The sequence below is a fragment of the Raoultibacter phocaeensis genome (genome assembly GCF_901411515.1).
Lineage (GTDB): Bacteria > Actinomycetota > Coriobacteriia > Coriobacteriales > Eggerthellaceae > Raoultibacter > Raoultibacter phocaeensis.
In genome coordinates this window covers 1,496,663-1,518,220 of the sequence record NZ_CABDUX010000002.1, presented here as the reverse complement: position 1 = coordinate 1,518,220, position 21,558 = coordinate 1,496,663, and the positions used below count along the sequence as shown (strand labels likewise).

The 21,558-nt window shown below is 59.9% G+C and carries 21 protein-coding genes and 1 tRNA gene; 16 read left to right on the top strand and 6 right to left on the bottom strand.

Going from position 1 to position 21,558, the window contains the following annotated elements:
* Position 1: 1 nt before the first annotated feature.
* From FJE54_RS14405 to FJE54_RS14375, 7 genes are all read left to right on the top strand, one after another.
* Entirely contained in the window at positions 2-1,144 is a 1,143-nt protein-coding gene (locus tag FJE54_RS14405) for a DNA polymerase III subunit (RefSeq protein ID WP_139653486.1), read from the top strand.
* A complete protein-coding gene (locus tag FJE54_RS14400; RefSeq protein ID WP_139653485.1) occupies positions 1,110-2,573 on the top strand; it encodes a PSP1 domain-containing protein in 1,464 nt (487 codons plus the stop codon). The genes FJE54_RS14405 and FJE54_RS14400 overlap by 35 nt, the downstream gene beginning before the upstream one ends.
* Positions 2,566-4,035, top strand: a complete 1,470-nt coding sequence (locus FJE54_RS14395) for a nicotinate phosphoribosyltransferase (protein ID WP_139653484.1) — start codon at positions 2,566-2,568, stop codon at positions 4,033-4,035. The genes FJE54_RS14400 and FJE54_RS14395 overlap by 8 nt, the downstream gene beginning before the upstream one ends.
* Positions 4,036-4,117: 82 nt before the next feature.
* Positions 4,118-5,017 (top strand): DegV family protein, encoded by a 900-nt coding sequence (locus FJE54_RS14390; RefSeq protein ID WP_139653483.1) that lies wholly within the window; start codon positions 4,118-4,120, stop codon positions 5,015-5,017.
* A gap of 18 nt (positions 5,018-5,035) precedes the next feature.
* Entirely contained in the window at positions 5,036-5,968 is a 933-nt protein-coding gene (locus FJE54_RS14385) for a DegV family protein (protein WP_139653482.1), read from the top strand.
* Positions 5,969-6,094: 126 nt separating this feature from the next.
* Positions 6,095-7,051 carry an NAD(P)-binding domain-containing protein gene (locus FJE54_RS14380; protein WP_139653481.1) on the top strand — a complete coding sequence of 319 codons (957 nt, stop codon included), beginning with the start codon at positions 6,095-6,097 and terminating at the stop codon, positions 7,049-7,051.
* Positions 7,052-7,147: 96 nt separating this feature from the next.
* Positions 7,148-8,038 carry a radical SAM protein gene (locus FJE54_RS14375; RefSeq protein WP_255467451.1) on the top strand — a complete coding sequence of 297 codons (891 nt, stop codon included), beginning with the start codon at positions 7,148-7,150 and terminating at the stop codon, positions 8,036-8,038.
* 120 nt (positions 8,039-8,158) lie between these two features.
* Here FJE54_RS14375 and FJE54_RS14370 read toward each other — a convergent pair whose 3' ends face one another.
* From FJE54_RS14370 to FJE54_RS14360, 3 genes are all read right to left on the bottom strand, one after another.
* A complete protein-coding gene (locus FJE54_RS14370; RefSeq protein WP_139653479.1) occupies positions 8,159-9,001 on the bottom strand; it encodes a TIGR03915 family putative DNA repair protein in 843 nt (280 codons plus the stop codon).
* Positions 8,998-10,476, bottom strand: a complete 1,479-nt coding sequence (locus tag FJE54_RS14365; RefSeq protein ID WP_139653478.1) for a putative DNA modification/repair radical SAM protein — start codon at positions 10,474-10,476, stop codon at positions 8,998-9,000. Before FJE54_RS14365 ends, FJE54_RS14370 begins: the two co-directional genes overlap by 4 nt.
* 189 nt (positions 10,477-10,665) lie before the next feature.
* Positions 10,666-11,361, bottom strand: coding sequence for a metallophosphoesterase (locus tag FJE54_RS14360; protein WP_139653477.1), 696 nt, complete (start codon positions 11,359-11,361; stop codon positions 10,666-10,668).
* 255 nt (positions 11,362-11,616) lie between these two features.
* Between FJE54_RS14360 and FJE54_RS14355 the strand changes: the two genes are divergently transcribed.
* The 5 genes from FJE54_RS14355 to FJE54_RS14335 all read left to right on the top strand — a co-directional run bounded on the left by FJE54_RS14355 (position 11,617) and on the right by FJE54_RS14335 (position 14,166).
* Positions 11,617-12,057, top strand: coding sequence for a LytTR family DNA-binding domain-containing protein (locus tag FJE54_RS14355; RefSeq protein ID WP_139653476.1), 441 nt, complete (start codon positions 11,617-11,619; stop codon positions 12,055-12,057).
* Positions 12,058-12,088: 31 nt separating this feature from the next.
* On the top strand, positions 12,089-12,523 hold the full coding sequence (locus FJE54_RS14350) for a DUF3021 domain-containing protein (RefSeq protein ID WP_139653475.1): 435 nt from the start codon (positions 12,089-12,091) through the stop codon (positions 12,521-12,523).
* 87 nt (positions 12,524-12,610) lie between these two features.
* Positions 12,611-13,498, top strand: coding sequence for a DMT family transporter (locus FJE54_RS14345; protein WP_139653474.1), 888 nt, complete (start codon positions 12,611-12,613; stop codon positions 13,496-13,498).
* 129 nt (positions 13,499-13,627) lie between these two features.
* Positions 13,628-13,957 (top strand): DUF6442 family protein, encoded by a 330-nt coding sequence (locus FJE54_RS14340; RefSeq protein ID WP_139653473.1) that lies wholly within the window; start codon positions 13,628-13,630, stop codon positions 13,955-13,957.
* Positions 13,957-14,166 carry a helix-turn-helix transcriptional regulator gene (locus FJE54_RS14335; RefSeq protein ID WP_139653472.1) on the top strand — a complete coding sequence of 70 codons (210 nt, stop codon included), beginning with the start codon at positions 13,957-13,959 and terminating at the stop codon, positions 14,164-14,166. Before FJE54_RS14340 ends, FJE54_RS14335 begins: the two co-directional genes overlap by 1 nt.
* 152 nt (positions 14,167-14,318) lie before the next feature.
* Here the strand turns inward: FJE54_RS14335 and FJE54_RS14330 are convergent, their stop codons facing one another.
* Complete coding sequence (locus tag FJE54_RS14330; RefSeq protein WP_139653471.1) at positions 14,319-15,569, bottom strand: putative ABC transporter permease; 1,251 nt, start codon at positions 15,567-15,569, stop codon at positions 14,319-14,321.
* Between the two features lie 407 nt (positions 15,570-15,976).
* Between FJE54_RS14330 and FJE54_RS14325 the strand changes: the two genes are divergently transcribed.
* On the top strand, positions 15,977-16,699 hold the full coding sequence (locus tag FJE54_RS14325) for a hypothetical protein (RefSeq protein ID WP_139653470.1): 723 nt from the start codon (positions 15,977-15,979) through the stop codon (positions 16,697-16,699).
* On the opposite strand, the gene FJE54_RS14320 is transcribed toward FJE54_RS14325, so the two are convergent.
* Complete coding sequence (locus FJE54_RS14320) at positions 16,696-17,289, bottom strand: DUF6652 family protein (RefSeq protein ID WP_139653469.1); 594 nt, start codon at positions 17,287-17,289, stop codon at positions 16,696-16,698. The two genes, FJE54_RS14325 and FJE54_RS14320, sit on opposite strands and share 4 nt — an antisense overlap.
* A gap of 317 nt (positions 17,290-17,606) precedes the next feature.
* Here FJE54_RS14320 and ahcY point away from each other — a divergent pair, with 317 nt between their 5' ends.
* The 3 genes from ahcY to FJE54_RS14305 all read left to right on the top strand — a co-directional run bounded on the left by ahcY (position 17,607) and on the right by FJE54_RS14305 (position 20,656).
* A complete protein-coding gene (ahcY, locus tag FJE54_RS14315) occupies positions 17,607-18,872 on the top strand; it encodes an adenosylhomocysteinase (RefSeq protein ID WP_139653468.1) in 1,266 nt (421 codons plus the stop codon).
* Positions 18,873-18,941: 69 nt separating this feature from the next.
* Positions 18,942-19,016 (top strand) — tRNA-Thr (locus FJE54_RS14310).
* Positions 19,017-19,330: 314 nt separating this feature from the next.
* Positions 19,331-20,656, top strand: a complete 1,326-nt coding sequence (locus FJE54_RS14305; RefSeq protein ID WP_139653467.1) for a glycosyltransferase family 2 protein — start codon at positions 19,331-19,333, stop codon at positions 20,654-20,656.
* A gap of 55 nt (positions 20,657-20,711) precedes the next feature.
* On the opposite strand, the gene FJE54_RS14300 is transcribed toward FJE54_RS14305, so the two are convergent.
* Positions 20,712-21,476 carry a phosphoribosyltransferase family protein gene (locus FJE54_RS14300; protein ID WP_139653466.1) on the bottom strand — a complete coding sequence of 255 codons (765 nt, stop codon included), beginning with the start codon at positions 21,474-21,476 and terminating at the stop codon, positions 20,712-20,714.
* Positions 21,477-21,558 lie beyond the last annotated feature (82 nt).

Sequence of the window (21,558 nt, the reverse complement as noted above, 5' to 3'; positions counted from 1 at the left end):
GATGGCCGATGCTTTCGAGAATATCTTGGGACAGCCACAGGTTCGCGAGTTTCTCCGTGCGACGATCGCGGGCGGCAAGGTGAGCCACGCCTATCTGTTCACGGGGCCTGCGGGATCGAACAAGACGCTTTCCGCATACGCGTTCGCCCAAGCCACCCTCTGCGATAAGGCGGGATGCAGCGAATGCGACTGCTGCCAGCGCGTCATGCGCAGAAAGCACCCCGATGTGCGCTACTTCGCCCCTGAGGGTGCAGGCGGCTATCTGGTCGATCAGATCCGCGATATCGTAGCCGACACGTCGCTTGCGCCCATCCGCGCTTCGAAGAAGGTCTACATTCTCGATCGCGTCGATCTGCTCGGCTCCTCGGCGGCGAACGCGTTTCTCAAAACGCTCGAAGAGCCGCCTGACGACGTGGTGCTCATCCTTTTGGGCCGCACGCGCGAAAGCGTGTTGCCCACCATCGTGTCACGCTGCCAGGTGGTGCCGTTTCGCCATATCCCGGCGACCGAGGCCGCAGGCATCCTCATGCAGAACACCGGTGCCACGAAGATGGCCGCCGACATCGCCATTCAGGCATGCGACGGCTCCATCACCAAAGCGATCGAGTTTTTGAAGTCCAACGAGCGTACGGTGTTTCGCGGTCGTATCCTCGAGGTGCTCGCTTCGCTTCAGCTCGCAGATGACTGGGATGTGATCACGTATGCCGAAGACCTCGTCGTAAAGGCGAAGGCACCGCTCGACGTCGTGCGCGCCGCTCAGGAAGAAGAGCTTGCCGAGTCGGCCGACTTCCTCGCTAAATCGGCGATCAGGCAGATCGAGATGCGCAACAAGCGGGCGCTTACCGCGAAGAGCTTCGAATCGCTCCATCAAATGACGGCCATCATCCGCTCATGGCTGCGCGACGTGCTCGCCGTGTGCGCGGGAACGCCCGAGCTCGTCATCAACGCGGATGCGCGTACTGCCATCGAAGAGGCGGCCCGTAAAACCGACGAAGCCCGCGTGGCGGCCGCGCTTGCGGCGTGCGCCGAAGCCGATCGGGCGTTGTCGTATAATGTATCACCTGAAACATGCCTCGATGCTCTGCTATTCGAGATAAGGAGTACCCTCTATGGTACGGGTAGCACCCATAAAGCTGCAGTATAATCCGAGGACCCTGTGGTTCAACCCCCAGGACCTTGATATCCACGCAGGCGATCCGGTCGTCGTGAAGACGGCGCGGGGAACCGAATTCGGCCATGCCGACGACATCATCGAAGTCGAAGAGGCCGACATCAAAAAGCTCAAAACCGAACTTAAGCCGGTTTTGAGGATCGCAACGCCCGACGACGAGGCGAAGGCCGCCGAGATGGAGCTCAAATCCAAAGAGGCGCTTCCCATCTTCAAAGAGATGGCCGCCCAGGCGAGCGAAGACATGCACCCGGTGTCGGTCGAGTACCTGCTCGACGGCGATAAGGCGGTGTTCTACTTCGAGGCCGAGGAGCGCGTCGATTTCCGCGACCTCGTGCGCAAGCTCGCCTCGCACTTCCATGTGCGCGTCGATATGCGCCAGATCGGCGTGCGCGACGAGGCTCGTATGGTCGGGGGCCTCGGCCACTGCGGGCAAGAGCTCTGCTGCAAACGGCTCGGCGGCGAGTTCTGCCCCGTGTCCATCCGCATGGCCAAGGAGCAGGACCTCTCCCTGAACCCGCAGAAGATATCGGGGGTGTGCGGCCGTCTCATGTGCTGCTTGCGCTACGAGTTCGATGCGTACAAGGAGTTCAAGGCTCGCGCTCCCAAGCAAAACGCGATGATCCAAACACCTGTCGGCCCCGCAAAGGTCGTCGAGCTCGACATGCCCAAGGAGCTCGTGAGCTTAAGGACGCCGGAAGGCAAGACCGTCAAGATTCCACTTGCCGAAATGGACACATCGGAAGGTGCGGCGCGCCCCGATTCGGTGAGCGCCGATGTGTTCGATGCCTACGCGAACAAGACCGTGCTCGATGCTCTCGGCGAGTCTCCGCTCATCACACCTCATTTCACCGGATCGGACAAGCTCGGCGATGCGAAAGCGCGCAAATCGAGCGGATCGAAGAGCCGTTCGGGATCGTCGGGCAAGCGCAAGGGATCCGAACAGCCCGCAACCGAAAGCCGCAAGCCGCGCAGAAGGCGCTCGACCACCGTCGGTGCCGAGAAGGGCGCGACAGCGGGCGAGCCCCAAAAGCAGGGTCAATCCTCCGGTCAAAAGAAGCGTTCCGGCCAGCGCAAGAAGGGTCAGGGGCAAGCTCAGGGCCAAGGCGGGCAGAGCCAGAACCAGAACAAAGGCTCAAACCAGCAATCCAAGAAGCAGGGGCAGCGCTCGGGCGGCAAGGCGGGCCAGAAGCAGGGACAAGGCCCGCGCCCCGGCCAGAAGTCCTCGGGGTTGCGCGGCGTTGAGAGCTCGCAGAAGAAACCCGCTTCGCGTCCGCAAGGGCAAGGGCAGAAACCTTCGAGCCAACAGGGGTCGGGCGAGGGAGCGCACCGCAAGACGCGCCGCCGCAGCCATAAGGCGGGAAGCGGCGAAGGCGCAGCAGGAAGCGGTGCGGCCGATGAATAGCGGTGAGACCTACGAGTACTCGCTTCTGACCGACCTCTACCAGATCACTATGGCGCAGGGGTACTGGGAATCGGGCAAAACAGACGACCTCGCCTGCTTCCACATGTACTTTCGCGAAAACCCGTTCAAGGGAGGATTCGCCGTCGCATGCGGTATGGCGATGCTCGCCGAGATGGTGGAAACCTTCGCGTTTTCCGACGACGATATCGCGTATCTCGCCTCGCTGCCGGCACCTGGCGGCGGCAGGCTCTTCAAACGCGAATTCCTCGAGTACTTGCGTGCGCTTGAGCTCAACGTGGACATCGATGCGGTGCTCGAGGGTACCGTCGTGTTCGCAAACGAGCCGCTCGTGAGGGTCACAGGCCCCATCATGCACTGCCAGTTGCTCGAAACGGCCCTTTTGAACTGCGTGAACTTCCAGACGCTCATCGCAACGAAAGCGGCGCGCGTGTGTCTTGCTGCAGACGGGGCCCCCGTTGCCGAATTCGGACTTCGCCGCGCGCAGGGTGCGGGAGGCGGCCTGTGGGCCAGCCGAGCGGCGGTCGTGGGCGGATGCGCATCGACGAGCAACGTGCTTGCCGGAAAGCTCTACGACATCCCGGTTTCGGGCACGCACGCCCATTCGTGGGTCATGTCGTTTCCGACCGAACTCGAAGCGTTTCGCGCCTATGCGCAGGCCATGCCGAAGAACTGCGTGCTGCTCGTCGACACCTACGATGTGAAGCAGGGTATCGAAAACGCCATCACGGTCGGGCTCGAGATGCAAAAGCGGGGGGATCGGCTTGCCGGCATCCGCATCGATTCGGGCGATCTGGCGTGGCTTTCGAAGATGGCCCGCGCCCGACTCGACGAAGCTGGTCTGTCCGACTGCGGCATCGTACTTTCGAACGATCTCGACGAATACACTATCCAGTCGTTGCGCGACCAAGGTGCGAAGGTTACGTCGTACGGGGTGGGAACGAAGCTCGCCACTGCGTATGACCAGCCAACGCTCGGAGGCGTGTACAAGCTTTCCGCTACGAAAAGCGCATCCGATACGGCGTGGCAGGACCGCATCAAGATCACCGAACAAGCTGCTAAGCTCACCGTTCCCGGCGTGCTCGACGTGCGGCGCTACTACCATGAAGACAACCGCATCGCGGGCGATATGGTGTACGACGTGAACCACGGCGTATCAGAGCGCGAAGTCATCGTCGATCCAGCCGACAGCCTGCGTCGCAAAATGCTTGCGAACAAGCGCTTCGATACGCTGCTTGCGCCCCTTGCGCGCAAGGGGCGGACGGTGCTTGCGCCGGCAGATCGCGATGCTATGGCGGCACAAGGTCGCGTGGCCGAACAGGTTGCGATGCTCGACGAGAGTCAGAAGCGCATGCTCAACCCTCATTCCTATCCGGTCGGTTTGGAATGTGGTCTTTTTGAGCGTCGGACTAATTTGGTTGTGCAATTGCGGGGCTTTGAGTAGTTTTAAGGAAGCGGTCTGCGATCGGGCCTTTTGGTACGGTTCGGCGGACGGTCGAAGGGTTTTACCAAGACGAGAGGATACCATGATCAAGATCATAACCGACTCCGTGGCATCGATACCTCCCGATATGCTTGCCGGCAAGCCGGTCGAGGTCGTTACCTTGTACGTGAACAGGGAAGGCGTGGAATACGCCGATGCTACGATGGATCTCGATGCGTTCTACGCCGATATCTACGACATGGTCGACAACATCCCGACGTCGAGCCAGCCCTCCCAGCTTACGCTCGAAGAGCTGTTCGAGCAATCCGCCCAGGCGGGCGATGAAGTGCTTGGGATATTCATCTCATCGCACCTTTCCGGAACATTCGACGGTGCTCTGCGCGCGGCGCGCGCCGTTAAAGCGCGCAATATCGATTTCACCTACCGCATCGTCGATTCGACGTCGTGCGGGTTTGACGAGGGATGGGCCGTGCTCGCTGCGGCCGACGCTGCCGAGGCGGGAGGCGATCTCGATGCGTGCACCGAAGCAGCGCTTTCGACTATGGCCGCAAGCCGTTTTCTCTTCACGCCCGAAACGCTTACCTTCCTCCAGAAGGGCGGGCGCATCGGCGGTGCGGCGGCGCTTTTGGGCAACCTCATCCAACTCGCTCCCGTGCTGACGGTGCGCGATGGCGAGGCGACCACGTTCGCCAAGGTGAGGACTAGGAAAAAGGCGCTCGAGAAGATTGTTCAGACGTTTCTCGACGATTGCGAGGAGCACGGTCTAAAGAACATTGTCGTGCACTACATCGGCGACAGGACGCCAGCGCTTGAATGGGCTAAAAACGTCATCGAGCCGCTCGTCGGCTCGTCGGTGCGCGTGCTTCCGGTCAGCCCCGTCATCGGATTGCATGTAGGACCCGCCGTCGGGATCGCCTACGAATGCAAACAGGCGATTCAGAACAAGATAAACGGTTCCCTCCGTTCGTTCTGCGTCCAATAGGAAGGCGGGATTCACAGCATGCAGCACCAGTGCAACCTTATCATCGACTCCTGCTGCGACCTTCCGTTCGAGGTCGTGAACCACGAGGGCATCGAGCTTATCGAGTTTCCCTATATCATGAGCGACGGCGAACATTCTGACGATCTGTACCAATCGACGACGGCGCACGATTTCTTCCAAGGTATGCGCGACGGCGAGACGCCTTCGACCGCGCAGATTTCGGTACCGACGCTGCAGGCAGCGTTCCAGCGTGCGGTTGACAGTAAAGTACCCACAGTGTTTCTGAGCTTCTCGAGCGGTCTTTCAGGGAGCTTCGATGTCGCTTCTATGGTTATGGAGCAGGTCAAAGCCCAGAATCCCGATGCGGAGCTCTACCTTGTCGATACCAGGCTCGCTTCGGTAGCCGAAGGCCTGCTCGTATACGAAGCCATCAGGCAGCGCGACAAGGGCATGACGGCCAAAGAGCTCGCCCTGTGGGCAGAAGAGGCGCTCAACTATGTGGACGCCGAATTCATGGTCGACGATCTCGAATCGCTGCGTCGAGGTGGACGCATTCCCGGCTCGGTCGCCTACGCCGGATCGAAGCTCGATGTGAAGCCGCTTCTGACGATCGACATCGAAGGCAAGCTGACCTTGTCGGGCGTGGCTCGCGGGCGCAAGAAGGGCATCAAGCAGCTCGCCGATTACTACGAGAAGCGCGTTGCCTCCAAAAGTCCCGGCCAGTGCGTCGTGATCGCGCATTCGGACTGTCCGAAGGATGCCGAACGCTTGAAGGACCTCCTCTCGAAAATCGACGAGAACATTTTGTTTTTGGAAAGCTACATCGGCCCCGTTATCGGAAGCCATGTCGGTCCGGGAATGATCGCCGTGGTATTTTGGGGATACGATCAGCGTGAGGAAATGTCGGTCGCCGATAAGATTGCCCGGAAGGTCAAGGGCAGCCAAGGCTAAGGCACTTCGATTCGATGGCGGTTCCTGCTCCGCAGCGCTTCGACGGACATGACGATGCGCGGGTTGTCGAAGGCAGGGAAGAACCACGGTGCGGCCTGCGGGCCGAGTAAGGTATGGGGTTGTACGATGGGTAAGACGTTTGTGTATGCGGGAGATACGGCGATCGGCGCCGTGCTGGCCGATAACCTGGTGAAAGCGGGCTACAAAGCCGCTTCGGGAATCTCTGACGCCGATGTGGTGTTTACGTTCTGCGCGACGCAGACCGATCTCGAGGATGTGTACTTCGATACCGAGGGCCTCGTGCAGACGGCTCAAAAAGGAGCGTTTCTCGTCGATCTGAGCCCCTCGACGCCCGGGTTCGCCCGCGAACTCAACGCGGTTTCCATCGTAAGCGAGCTTGCGGCTATCGAAGCTCCGCTTGCGGTGCGCGACGTCACGGTCGAGCACGCTTACTCCGATCCGGAAAACCTCATCTGCTTTGTTGCGGGCGAAGAGGGCGACGTTGCCGAAATTCTACCGATGCTCAAGGCGCTTGCCGCAACGGTGGAACCGACCGGTGCCTCGGGTTCGGCTCAGCTTGCCCGTGCGGCGCTGACGCTCAATACTGCGTTACAGCTCGTATCGGTCATGGAAGCCGATGCGCTCTGCCGTGCGTCGGGGGCTTCGAGTTCCGGCGCGTTTCGGTTTGCGCGCGAACAGGGATTCGTGACTGAGTCGGCTGCGCGCCTCTATGCTGCTGTGGCCGAAAAGCGGTTCGTGGGCGAGTATACGGTGCGGGTCTGCATGGCCGAGCTCACCGCAGCGCTCATGGCCGCCGATGACATAGATCTGATCCTGCCGGGAGCGGAAGCTGGCCTTCACCTGCTTGAACTGCTTGCTATCATCGGAGGCACCGACATGGCGGTATCGTCGCTGAGCCTCGTGTACGGCGAGGAATCCGCATGTGCGGCTCAAGGCCTCGATTGGACGCGTGCCGAGCAAGCTTACGGCGATGGCGAAGCCGACGAAGATGAATGCGACTGCGGCGGCCACCATCACCTCGACGAGTACTCCGGCGGTTTCGGCGGATATTCGGCAAACTAACCGACCATGGCCGACGTAGAGAACACAAGGGGACGGTCCTTTTGTGCCCCCTCATCGAGGTACGACACAAAAGGACCGTCCCCTTGTGTTCCGTGCATGCTCTGCCCGCGCGCGTGCGGAGCCGACCGCGCAAACGGCGAGCGCGGGGTGTGCGGCGCTGGGGCCGAACTCATGGTGGCGCGTGCGGCTTTGCATTTTTGGGAGGAGCCTCCGATCAGCGGCACTGCGGGAAGCGGTACGGTGTTCTTCTCCCATTGCCCGCTTCGGTGCGTATACTGCCAAAACTTCGAGATTGCGGCGGGGAAAGCGGGGAAGGCAATCACGGCCGATCGGCTTTCTGACGTGTTTCTCGAGCTTGAAGACCAAGGTGCCAACAACGTGAATCTCGTGACGGGGACGCATTACCTTCCGCAGATACGCTATGCCGTAGAAGCCGCACGGGAAAACGGGCTCGGCGTTCCGATCGTGTACAACACTTCGGGCTACGAAACGGTCGGGGCCGTCCGTTCGCTTGCGGGCGTCGTCGATGCGTATCTGACCGATTTCAAGTACTGGTCGGAAGGACCGGCCCGCTCCTACTCGCACGCTCCCGGCTACCGCGACGTCGCTATCGCCGCGCTTGACGAGATGGTCGCTCAAACGGGTCCGTGCATATACCGCGAGGTTGCAGGCGAAGAGCAGCCGATGCTTGCGCGGGGAACCGTCGTGCGGCATATGATGCTTCCCGGCCTGCTCGACGATTCCAAGGCCTTGGTCGCGTTTCTCGCTGAGCGCTATGGAAACTCGATCACCCTGAGCCTCATGAACCAGTACACGCCTCTGCGCGAGGTTGCCGGCCACCCCGAGCTGAACGAGCGGGTGCCCGCCGAGGACTACGAGGCGCTGCTCGATTTCGCCGACGAACTCGGCATAGAGGACTACTTCTGGCAAGAGGGCGATGCGGTGGGCGAGAGCTTCGTTCCCGCATTCGACGGAAGCGGAGTGTAGCCGCGTGCCGATCCGCATCGGCGCACAACGGGCTCATGTCCGTCCTGCGCATCGAGTTCGGGATCGTCTGACCTGCACGTCACGATGAACGCATAAGGCGCAGTGGGCAGAGATGCGCCCTTAAAGGGCGATCTCGCTGCCCGGCAGCGTTTCCTTCATCTCCACGATGTTCTTCCAAAGACGTTTGGGCATGAATTGCCGGCGCAGCTCGGGATTGTAGCGCGATTCGACGGCGATCGTATCGTAAAACCGCTTCCAGGCAGCCTGCATGACGCGCTCTTCGGCCGAGCGCTCGGGCAGTATGAGGGAGTCGGTTTTGACGAGGTACCAATCCTTGCCCTCGTACACGCCCGCAAGATGGTGCACCTCGTCGTAGATCATGAAGGCTTGCGTATTGAACCTACCGGCGAACCAGTCCATCACGAGCGGCACCACCGAAGCTGCGGGATTGCATTGGGCGAACCAGACGTCGCCTTCGAGATGCTCGAAGCGCAAGAACTGCATCATGCGGTGGCGTTCGTTGTACACCGAGCGGTTGAGTTTCTGAAACGGCGCGACAATCGGATGGGCGAGGTCGCCCAGCACGCTGTTTTTCTGGTTGCGGGTGCACAGCCCCCCGCAGCGCATGGTGCGCGGGCAGCCTGTGCAATCGTGCGGCGTGTGTCGGGCCATGGCAAAACGGACGAAGCGGTAGACGATGCTTCCCGTGTGCGGCTCGTCGGAGAGCGAAGCGGTCTTGACCGCATCGAATACAAGAGGTCCGCACCTGCGGCAGATTCCCTTCTGCACGCGCAGCGCGACGGCCATGTCGGTTTCCACCTCGCGAACGGTTTGTCCGAGGCGCGCTTGCAGAGCCGTACTCGAAACGACGTCGGTCGGATCCTCCTTGTTCGCATACGAGGCGAAGATGGCGCACAGCAGGCCCTCGAGCGATCCGTCGTAGGTGTAGGCGATATCGATCATGCCGACGCTTTCGCACTGATGCGCTCGCGGCCGGGGGTGCCGAGTATGGCGAGCTTGTCGGCTGCCATCTGCCCGGGAGCTCGAAACCATTCGGGCACCGAGGCGGCAAGCGGATCCGGCGCACCGAGCGCATCGGGGCGCGTGATTCGGGGCCCGGGCGTATCGGTTTGTTCGAACAAGCTCATCTGACCGGGAATCACCCTGTCGGCCCGACGGCCGTGCCTGCCGCCTTGGATGGGCGCTGCCAGCTGCGCGCGCAGGCCTTCGCGCGAGAAATCGGCTCCCGTGCCGGCATACGTGCCGTTGCAGGTGATGAAGTACCGCGCGCGCTTGTAGGCAATGCCGAGTTTGCGCAGTTCGGGTTCTCTGAGCGTTGAATGCTTGCGGGCGCGCACGATGAGCTTTGCGCCGCGCACGCCGATGCCCGGCACGCGCAAAAGCATATCGAGGGGGGCGGTGTTCACTTCGACAGGGAAGCTGTCGAGGTTGTTGATAGCCCAGTTAGCCTTCGGATCGAGCAGCGGATCGAGGAACGGATGCTTTTCGTCGATGATCTCGTTGACGTCGAACCGATAGAAGCGCAGAAGCCAATCGGCTTGGTAGAGCCGGTGCTCGCGGTTGAGTTCGATCGCATCCTTTCCTGGGAGGCGCGCATCGTCGTTCACCGGCAGGTACGCGCTGAAGAACACGCGTTTGAGCGAGAGCGTACGATACAGAGACGCCGATAGGTTGAGGATGTGGTAATCGCTTTCGGGTGTGGCGCCGATGATCATCTGCGTGCTCTGGCCCGCCGGAACGAATGCACGCGTTTTCTTCTTCGGCGTGCATTCTGCCATGTAGGTGGTGTGCTTGCGCATGATAGCGCGCGTATCCTTATCCTCGGCGATGTTCTCCTTGATCTGCTTCATGGGGGCGAGGATGTTCTGCTTGTTCTTCTCGGGAGCGAGCAGTTGCAGGCTCTTCTGCGAAGGCAGCTCCATGTTCACGCTCATGCGGTCAGCAAGGTGGCCGAGCTGGTACACGAGTTCGGGGGAGGTGCCCGGAACGGCTTTCGCGTGAATGTAGCCGCGAAAGCCATGTTCGAAGCGCAGAATGGAAAGCGTTTGGATCATGAGCTCGGTTGTGTAGTCGGGACTTTTGATGACGCCCGAGCTTAAGAAGAGGCCCTCGACGTAGTTGCGGCGGTAGAAGCCGATCGTGAGATCTGCCAGCTCGCGCGGCTTGAACGCGGCGCGGGCGACTTCGTTGGAGCAACGGTTGACACAGTAGGCGCAGTCGTACACGCAAACGTTGGTCATGAGCACTTTGAGGAGCGTGATGCAGCGCCCGTCGGCTGAAAAGCTGTGGCAGATGCCGGCAGCGAGCGTATTGCCGAGCTTGCCCTTCTGCGCATCGCGATCGATGCCCGACGAGGTGCAGGCGACATCGTATTTAGCTGCATCTGCGAGTATCTCCAGTTTATCCGCTACGTCCATACTGCTCCCTGACACGAATGTTTGTTTGTGTTATGGTACGAGAACGCATGTTCGTTGTCAAGAAGGTATGCTTGGGACTCTGGTTTTCTTCCCGGGGTTTCCCGACGGCCAAACGGTAATCCGAAGTCGGCGGAAGTCCGAATGCGCGAGGGCTCGGGCCCGGTTGCCCGTGCCGCACGCAGGCTCTGCCTAAACGCTCAGCGCTTCGATGGTGCGGTAGAGGAAGCGCATGCGATCAACGGTCTTATCGATATGGAAGTGCCCGCAGTACCATCTTCGGTAGGTGAGCCGTTCTTCCAGTATATCGAGCCAGGCTTCGGTGCTGTCGTCGACGGTGCTCTGGTCGATGGTGTCGAAAAGCGCTTCATGCGGGAGGTACTTCTTCGGGCATGTGTGCGTCAGTACGCAGTCGACCGCCCAGCCGCGCGCCTCGAGTGCCGCTTCGACAGTGCGCTTTTGCTCGTCATCGAGCTGTTCGTCGGCAAACCAGGTGTATCCGTTTTCAAGACGGTAACCGCGGTCGACGCTGTATGCACCGCCGATAGCCGCCACTGACAGGCCTTCGAAGTCGAAAACGCTGCCATCGACGGCGTAGAGAATGTTCGGATAAGCCGGTTCGCACTGCACGGTTCCGCCGTTCCACGGATGCGTTTCCATTCCGTCCACTTCAAGCGGATTGCGGTCGTGGTTGCCGCGCAGAGAGAGCAGGGTGAACGGCAGGGCGGCAAGCTTGCGCTTCGCTTTGTCGTCTCGTTCGTCGCCGTGGTAGTTCAGACTCGTATCGCCGAGGGAGACGATAGTATCGCTTGTGCCGAGGTCGCGGCTGCGTGCGAACCGCCGTATGTGCGAGAAGCTGCCGTGGGTGTCGCCTGTTACATAGAACACGGCATCCTCCTTCCTCTGCGCGACGAGAGCGCAGCATCGCATCGCGCATCTGCTTGACGACATGCTCGGTTTTCCCGTTTAGTATAGAGCACTGCAGATCTGCGGTTCTTTCTTTCCGATTGCGTGCGGGCGACAATTCGATGCCGCTTGCTGCATCTCATGTCGCCTTCGATGCAGGTTGCGCACCTCTCGCTTGTCCTTGCGCGCATCCTTCGGGATACTACAACGTGAACGAAAGCGAACGGAAGGCGTGCCATGCGCATATCCATCAACGAAGAACGCGATCTCGACGACATCCTCGTCGATATCCGCTGCCCGCATGTCGACGAGCGCGTGGGGCGCATCGTCGCGAACCTCGAGGCGTTCGACAAGCGCATCGTCGGCAAGCGGGAGGGGAGCACGCATCTGATCGACGCGTCGGGCGTTCTCTACGTCGAAGCGGTGGATCGTCGCGTGTTCGCTTACACGGCCGACGGCGTGTTCGAGTGCGCCCTGCGGCTGTACGAAGCGGAAGACAAGCTCGCCTCACTCGATTTCGTACGCGTATCCAAGCAGATGATTGTTAACTTCGCCAAGGTTCGCGCAATCCGCCCCGATTTCAACGCACGACTGCAGCTCGTGTTGGAAAACGGCGAATCGGTGATTGTAACGCGGCAGTACTCGACAGCTATCAAGAAGAAGATCGGTGCGATCTAGCTGATCGCACGTCAGTGGAAGGGGCATTGCGATGAAACGGTTTTTCGGAAGAGCGGCAGTGACCGCGTGCGTGCTGTTTACGGCGATCATGGTTATGAGCCTGCCGTTCGCGTACGCGTTTGCCGGTCCGAGCGAGGGCCTCAACATGAGCGTCGGCATGCTCGCAGCCGCGCTTGCGGCGGCGTTGCTGCAGGGATTTTGGTTCAGCGGCGTGTTCTTTGCACGCATGCGCTACACGGTACGGCTCGCGGGGTTCGCGCTCACGGCAGCACCCGCGATATACCTCTGCGGATGGATCGCCGGTTGGTTTCCACAGCGCATCGAAGCTGCGGTAGGGTTCTTCGCCATCTTTCTCGTCTTATTCGCCGTGATATCCGTCGGCTATACGCTGTACTACAGAAAGATTGCGGGCGGCTACGATAAGGCGCTTGAGGCGTATCGGAAGCGAGCGGCAAAGAATAAGTAACCTGTTGTCGTTGGCGCGGTGTGCTTCATCGGGTATCATGGACTGCTCGGTATCGCATCGGGATACCTGGATGTTTGGAAGGATTCGATGAAGCGCGCGTACATCCTGTATATAGCTGCTCTTGTCCTGTTCGGCACTAACGGCATCGTCGCGAGCATGATCGCGCTGCCGAGCTACGAGATCGTGTTCGCGCGCACGGTGATCGGCGGCTTGTTCCTTGTAGCCGTCTTCGCCGCCCGCAGGAAAAGGCCGACGCTCTTCAGCCTGGGACGTCGAGCGTGGTTCGTGGTTCTTTCGGGCGCTGCCATGGGTGCGAGCTGGATGCTGCTCTTCGAAGCGTACCGCTTGATCGGCGTGAGCGTATCTACGCTCCTTTACTACTGCGGTCCCATCATCGTCATGGCGCTTGCGCCGCTTGTTTTCAAAGAGCGGGTGACGGCTGTTATGGCGGTGGGTTTCGGGGCCGTGCTTATCGGCATGGTGTGCGTGAACGGGTTGACGCCGCTTTCGGGTGAAGCATCGTGGGGGTTTGCGTGCGGGATACTCTCCGCCGTCCTGTATGCCGTCATGGTGATCGCCAACAAGAAGGCCGTCGGTGTGGAGGGGATAGAGAACGCGATGTGGCAGCTCGTGTTCGCGTGTGTGACGGTGGGCGCATTCACGGTTGCCAATCATACAGGCGAGCTCCTCGTTTCTGCATCGAGCATCGCGCCTTTGCTCTTCCTCGGGGTCGTCAACACGGGGCTTGGGTGCTTTTGGTACTTCTCGGCGATCAAGCGCCTTCCGGCTCAGTCCGTTTCGATTCTGGGCTACCTTGAGCCCCTCTCGGCACTCGCGTTCTCCGCGGTGTTTCTCGGCGAACAACTGCTTGTCGTGCAGATCCTCGGTGCGGCGCTCGTTCTCGGCGGCGCAGCGTTCGGTGAGCTGGCGAGCAGGAAGAATCCTCCTGATCGTCTACCTGGTATTGACAAGTAAACTTGGCACAGCGTATACTCGAAATGTCAAGAAAACTTGGCATTATGGGCGAAAGCGGCAAGCATGCGCTGCATGTAGTTGCGCATGCGAGGTCGATTGGTTCCAACGTTTCCCGTCAAGGAGGCATCCATGAACAAGGATGAGATACTCGAAAAGAGCCGTGAGGAATACGGCATTGTCGATGAACGCGAGAAGAGGGACGAAATCCGTGCGGCATCGGTTGGCATGTGGGTATCGTTCGCGCTCATGGTGATATACGCTCAGGTCAAATCGATCGTGCTCGGTCAATCGGCGAACGACATCATGGGTTTGGCGTTTTTCGGCGCATCGGTGACGTTCTTCACCCGCTTTCGATTTTCACGCGATAGGGCGCATCTTGCGGGTGGTATCATCTTCGCTTTGGGCGGACTGCTCTTTTTAGGTACGTACATCCTTCGTCTGAACGGGATCGATATCTGATGGACGGGAAGCTCATCCTCAAGAACAACCTTCCTGCGGCACGTAAGGATGCGGGATACTCGCAACTCGAGTTTGCGCGGCTCATCGGCGTATCGCGTCAGACCATCTCGTCGATCGAGACGGGGCAGTTCAATCCTACGGCAAAGCTCGCACTCATCATCTGCATCGCCCTCGACAAGAAATTCGAAGAGCTGTTCTACTTCGATTGATTCGAGGCTTCCCGCAATCAAGCACCGCCGAATCGAACGCTCGCGAGAGGGGTTTGCCTGCACAAGTGCCCAATCATGCGCCATGTAAGAAAACGGCAGCCGAGGTGGCCGCCGTTTTCGCTTCCCGCTTCGTTGTTCGCGACGAGGGCTCTTTACCGATCGGTACGCGTGGCGTTGCTCGGATCGATCGACATGCTCTGGAATCGGTGCTCCATGTAGTCGTTGCCGAAATGGTCGGCGAAGAACTGCTCGACGGGCGTATCGGGTGTGCGGCCCGACTCCCGCTCGTACCAGCAATCGAGCGACATGAGCGTCATGACGCCGTCGAGGATCATGAGGGTGGCGGCTATGGTCGTGACGGCGTAGCGCCAGTTCCATGGGATGAGGTTCACGAGTTTGAGCATCTGGGGAAGCAGAAGCTTGATCCAGGCGACGCCGAGTATGCCCCACATGATCATGAACATGCCGTTTGTGCGCCCGTCGATGGAAAGCCAGGTGCCCGTGTAATCCCATGCCACAATGCCGAAGGCGAACTGCATGAACCAGCTTGTGAGGTACTCGAACGCACCGCCGATGACCGCGCTTACGAGAAAGATCACGATGATGGGCTTGTCGTGGAACCGGTTGAGCGCGACGGTCATGAGGACGGCGCCGAATCCGTAGATGGGGGAGAACGGGCCGAACAGAAGCCCTGCCCGGTCTTCGTAGCCGCCGAAAAGAACGAAGTGGTAGATCGTTTCGAGGATAAGGCCGATTACGCAACAGACGACGAATATCCAGAATATGTTGAAAAAGTTGAGCGTGATGAAGCCCTTGCCCGAAAGGTCGCGCCCCGCTTCGTCGCCGAGTTCGGCGATCGAGCGATCCTCCATGAGGCGCAGCTTGCGCTGCAGCTCGCGTTCTTCGGCGAGCGAGGGGTCGATGTAGCTAGAAAGCGCGATCAGGATCACCAGGATAACCGCGTAGAAGATATCGTCTTCGTTCAAGCCGAAGAGCATCATGTCGCAGAGGATGATGAGGATGGTGGCGACGATGAGCACTTCAGCGGTCTGCCGCGCGCCGCGCCGTTTGTTGCGCAGAAGGCGTATGCCGAGCACAATGAACATGATGGCGAGCGCCGCGAGTAGAACGATCTGCGCTACGAACAGGACGTTCGAAATGATGGAATCGTCGGCGAAGAGCCCTTCGCGAAACGCCTCCACCATCACGAGGCTTACGAACGCGATCATGGGGGTGGTCGCCACGCCGCCGAGGATGCAGAGGATGCCGAATATCTTGAGCGGCAGGGGGATTTTCTTGTTGTCGAGCGGAGCGTCGGGATCGACGGGTGCCTGATCGGGTTTCGGGTCGTGTTCGTTTGGGGGGATATCGCTGCCTGACGCGTGCACGTCGGAGTCCTGCATGCTTGCTCCTGTCGGTGGCCGGGGTTGGTTTCGCGGATATGCTTCCGCTCTCTCGTCAGTCCGTCTGGTAGTACAGTTTTGGATAAAACAGGAAAACAGTACCATAAGGGGCTGCGCTTTTCCAGCGAAAGCCGAATCGGGCCGATTCGCAATCGGTCGGTTCCAAAGCGTACTTCGCAGGACGTACGGAAAACCGCGATCGTGGAATCCTTTTGTTCTCGGAGTACTGTGCTGCCGTTCGACGCTGCTGGGCGACCGCGCAACGCGGCAACGCGCATCGCTCTCGTATATCCTGTGCCTTCGCTTGAAACGCTTTGTCGACCCGATTGTTTTTCGGCAACCGTTCGGGCGGCATCAGTTTACCGTGTCGCCGCCGCATCGGCGACTGTATTGCGAAGGAGTGCACTATGCTCAGTATTGTTACCAGGATTGCCCTGATCGGCTGCGGAGCCGTGTTGGCGTTGACGCTCGCCGCTTGCTCTTCCGAAGGCGAGGCGGCCTCCGAACCGAACGCTTCAGAGGCCGATCGTCCTTCTGCGGGAGAGGCGGCGGAAGCCGTGCAGCACAACGAAGTGGTCATCGTCGAATCGGGCTGGTCGGCAGATGATCAAGGCTATATCCATTACGGCATCGTTTTGGAGAACAGGGGAAAGCAAAGCGCACAGTTCCCGGCCGTCACGATCACCGGCAAGGACGCCGACGGCAACGTCGTGTCGTCTGACGAACAGGTGCTCATGGAGCTTCACCCGGGCCAGACAGCCTCATGGGGCGGGCAGGCGGGGACCGGGACCGCTCCCGAAACCGTCGAGTTCAACGTGAGCGTTTCGGAGAGGAACTGGATCGATTCCCCATCCGATGCTACGGCGTTTGAAATCAGCGGGACGACTGCTCAGGACAGCGGATTCGGCACCGTGAATTTCGTCGGCGAGATCGCGAACCTGCACGAGTCGGCCGATTATGACAGCGTTGCGGTGAGCGTGCTTTTGCGCGACGAAGCGGGAGCTATCGTTGCCGGCTACACCGGGTTCGCGAGAAACCTCACTGCCGGTTCTACGACGTCGTTCGACGTGTTCGGATACGGAATTCCCGCCTATGCGACGTTCGAGGTAACGGCCCAGCCCTGGATTTAGGGGCGAACCGGCTGAGCGAAAGATATCCGTTTCGACAGCGCTTCTCGGGCACGTCCGACCGCGAACAGCACGAGTGCGTCGAAGAAGTCAGCGAAGAAGATCAGCTGCAAAAGGGTGTGGACGACGAATTCGCCTGCGCACATGAGCTTCTCGCGGTACAGGCTGAACGCATATGCGATCGCCCACGCCGAGCCGCCCATCATGGCCGTCCACCCGATCAGGACTGCCGCGAAAATACTGAGTCGGCTGGTTGTTGCAAGCAGGGGATCGGTAGAACCGACTATCAGAATGGCCAGAGCGAATCCGTACAGACAGAAAAACGGGACGAGGCCGACTTTCGTGAGCAGCATGATGCGCCGTGAAAACGTTTGGCGGTACGGAGCATTCACGGCATGCAAAACGATACATTCGACGATGCTCGCGATAAGCAGAATGCCCCCGATACCCATCAAGGCCACGACCGCCGTCTCGAACGCATTCGATTCCTCAAGTTCGAAGAAGGCTCCAACGAGAAAAAGGGCGACGCAACCGTCGAGTGAGACGACATAGGCGATGGGGATGATCCAGCGCAAGGGATGTTTCGGTTTCATGGGGCTCCGTTCAGCGTATTCGGTTAGGGACGATAACCCCCGATGCCGATTTTAGTCGACGGCCTGCTCGGTGGCAACGGCTCTTCGAGTCGCACGAGCGTTTCGCGCGGCACGGACACGTTTGCGCGAAGCGCTCGCCGCTGTGGGCCGGGCTGACATCGCACCCGCGGGCGCGGTGCTGTCGCTCTTCGGCAAAGAGCGACAGCACGTAAGGCCATCCGTCAGTTTTATGAAACGGTGCGCGATCGAAGGCTTCGGCTTTGCCCGTGTGCTACGCTAGCGGCAGTGAAATCAAACGTTACCGACACGGAGGCACCATGCCCGAGAACTACGACATCAAAGACATTGCATTGGCGGACGCGGGACTTGAGAGGATACTTTGGGCCGACCGCGACATGCCCGTGCTCGCAAGCATCCGCGAGCGCTTCGAACGCGAGCGCCCGCTCGAAGGCGTACGCATCGGCGCCTGCCTGCATGTGACCACCGAAACCGCAAACCTTGTACGCACGCTCGTCGCGGGCGGTGCCGACGTGTATTTGTGCGCGTCGAACCCGCTTTCGACGCAGGACGACACCGCCGCCGCCCTCGTGAAGCATTTCGACGTGCCGGTGTTCGCCATCAAAGGCGAGGACACCGAGACGTACTACAGCCACGTTGACGCCATAATCGATGCCAAACCCCAGATCACGATGGATGATGGTGCCGATGTGGTCGGACGCATCCACGAAAGCCGCTCCGATGCGCTCGAAAGCATCGTCGGCGGTACGGAGGAAACGACCACGGGCGTCATCCGTCTCGAGGCGATGGCGAAGCAGGGTGCGCTCAAGTACCCCATCATCGCGGTGAACGAGGCCAAGACCAAGCACTTCTTCGACAACCGCTACGGTACGGGCCAATCCACGCTCGACGGCATCGTGCGCTTGACGAACCGCCTGCTTGCAGGTCGCACGTTCGTGGTGTCCGGGTACGGTTGGTGCGGCAAGGGTCTCGCCATGCGCGCGAAAGGCATGGGCTGCAACGTCGTCGTATGCGAGATCGATCCCACGGCTGCGCTCGAAGCCCACATGGACGGCTTCAGGGTCATGCCGCGCGCCGAGGCCGCGAAAATCGCCGATATCTGGGTGACCGTGACGGGCAACCTCAACGTCATCGACGAGCCGTGCTACGAGAACATGAAAGACGGCGCGATCATCGCGAACTCGGGCCACTTCAATTCCGAGATCAACATTCCTTGGCTCGAAGAGCACGCCTCGAAAAAGCAGGAACTCAAGCCGATGGTCGACGAATACACGCTCGCCGATGGTCGCACGATCGTCCTTTTGGCCGAAGGCCGCCTCGTGAACCTCTCGGGGGCCGAGGGGCATCCGGCGTCGGTCATGGACATGAGCTTCGCGAACCAGGCCCTCTGTGCCGAATACATGCTCGCTCATGCCAAGGACATGGAGCCCGACTGCTACGATGTGCCCGTCGACATCGACAACGAGATCGCGAGGGTGAAGCTTGCAACCCTCGGCGTCGAGATCGACGAGCTTACCCCCGAGCAGGTCGCGTACATGAACTCGTGGGAGATGGGCACCGTCTAGGAAGCTTGATATCGCCGCTTTTCCTTTCGGAAGGTTTGTCGTACAATACGCATTCGCGCGAAAGCGCATGCCAGTGTGGCGCAACGGTAGCGCAGCAGTTTTGTAAACTGCGGGTTGCAGGTTCGAATCCTGTCACTGGCTCCAGAAAACACGGGGCCGGGCGATCGATCGTCCGGCCTTTCTGTTTCGATCCCGATATTCGCGGTGCCTCGGTTGTGGAGTTCATATGCAGAACGTTTGTGCATACAGGGCATTTCATCGTGGCATTTCGGAAGAAAAGGTAACGAACGGCTCAACATCGAAGACGCAAGCCCCTGAAGTGGCTATAATCACTCCAGCTTAGTGAACATATGCGCGGTGACGGAAAGATGCGAAGCGCCTTTCCGCGCTGACGCACGGCTAAGCGCAAACGGTCGTCTAAAAACGGTAGGACGGCCCGTAAAAGGAGCTAGAGAGAAGTGTTCGATCAGTTTTTTTCGCAGATATCGTTTATCGACGTATTCAATTTCTGCGTATTCATCACGTTCAGCATCTGCTACACCTATCAGCTCTACTACGTATTCGTCGTGCTGACGCGCAAGCCGCCGAAGCGCGTTGCAACCAAGAATCATAAGTTCGCCGTTATGATCTCGGCTCGCAACGAGAGTGCAGTCATCGGCGATCTCATCCACAGCATAAAGGTCCAGAACTACCCGCAAGAGCTTATCGACGTGTTCGTCATCGCCGACAACTGCGACGACGATACGGCCGAGGTCGCACGGGAAGCGGGCGCTACCGTGTTCAAGCGCTTCAACACCAAAGAGGTGGGTAAGGGCTATGCGCTCGATTACGGGTTCACGTGTTTGCGTGAGCGGTACGCCGACCGCGGCTACGAGGCGTTTTTCGTCTTCGACGCCGACAACGTGCTCGATGTGAACTACTTCCGCGAGATGAACGCGACATTCGATTCGGGCGCGAAGGTTTCGACGAGCTACCGCAATTCCAAGAACTACGATTCCAACTGGATCTCGGCGGGTTATGCGGTGTGGTTTCTGCGCGAGGCCAAGTTCCTTTCGCAGGCGCGCCTCACGCTCAACACGAGCTGCGCCATTTCGGGTACGGGCTTCTATATTTCAGCGGACATCATCGAAAAGCACGGCGGTTGGAAGTGGCACCTGCTCACCGAGGATATCGAGTTCTCAGCGCAAAGCATCTTGGACGGTATTCGCATCAGCTACACGCCGACGGCGGTGCTCTACGATGAGCAGCCGATAACGTTTCGCGATTCGTGGAACCAGCGCTTTCGTTGGGCGAAGGGTTTTTACCAGGTGTTCGCCCATTACGGTGCGCGGCTTGCGAAAGGCGCCGTCACCAACCCCAAGGGCAAGCGGTTCGCCTGCTACGACATGCTCATGACCATCGCGCCGGGCATGCTGCTCACCATCGTGGCGGTTACCTTCAACGCCATCATCCTCGTGCTCACGGCCGCGGGCTTCATGTCGACGGGCGTCGCCATCGCCTCGTCGGTTTCCTCGATATTCTTCTGCCTGTTCAACTACCTTGTGTTCATGTTCATGTTCGGCGTGCTCACCACGTTCGTCGAGTGGGACTCCATCCATTCGACGCCGGCGAAGAAGGTGCGCTACATGTTCACCTTCCCGATCTTCATGCTCACCTACATTCCGATCGCGCTCGTTGCGCTCGTGAAGAAATGCCAGTGGAAGCCGATCCGCCACAGCATCTCGGTGGACGTCGCCGAGCTCTCCGATGCCCACAACCAGAAGAAGGGCGAGCGCATCGTGTAGGCTTTCCGACTCGGTTCATGCAATGTCATGCGGCGGTCGGGCCGCCGCTTTGCGTTTACCAGACGCGGGCGAACGTGAGACACCGTATACTTTCGCATCCGAGAGCGCACAGAGCATCGGCCGCTTCGGCGAGCGTCGATCCCGTCGTGCACACATCGTCGACGAGCAACACGAATTTTTGGGGGACTGCATTCGGGAGCGGCAAGAAGCGGCCCCTTATATTGCGTGCGCGCTGCCTCCGTCCGAGCGTGCGCTGATCGACGCTCTTGGGCCGAGCGAGCAAAGGAAGGGTTGCGATACCGAGCTCTTCGGCGGTGGCACGGGCAAGAAGCTCGGCGTGGTCGAACCCTCGCCGTCTGCGCGCTGCGGCAGTGGCGGGAACGAAGGTAACGGCTACAGCACCTTCGTTCCCGTCGATCCATTCGGGTGCGACCGTTAGCGCCATCGCCCTTCCCATGCGCAGGGCGAGCCGTTGCTCGCCGCGATCCTTGAACGCGCTCACGATGCGGGCGGTTGCAGGCCCGAATGCAACGGCGCTTGCGCATGAGCGGTACGGCAAGGCGGTGCGTCCGATCGTGCGGAGCATGACGGGGTTGCATTCGGTGCATTGCACTGAGCCGAACGGTGCTCCGCACTTCGGGCAGGCACGCCAGAAATCGATGTAGGGAAGCGATCGTGCGCAGCGCTCGCACAGTACGGCGCCCTGCTCGTCGCATACCGCGCAGCGCGTCGGCCAGAGCGTCTCGCACGCTGCTTGCACGAGGAAAGAGCCTGCGGCGCCGATACGGGGTGTCTTCGCTATGCGTTTCGGGTTGTTCATGGCGCGAGCTTAGCACAAAGGCCTTACGCGATCTGCATGCGAACCTTACGCGGTTTACATGTGCTTGGGAACTGTGTGCGAA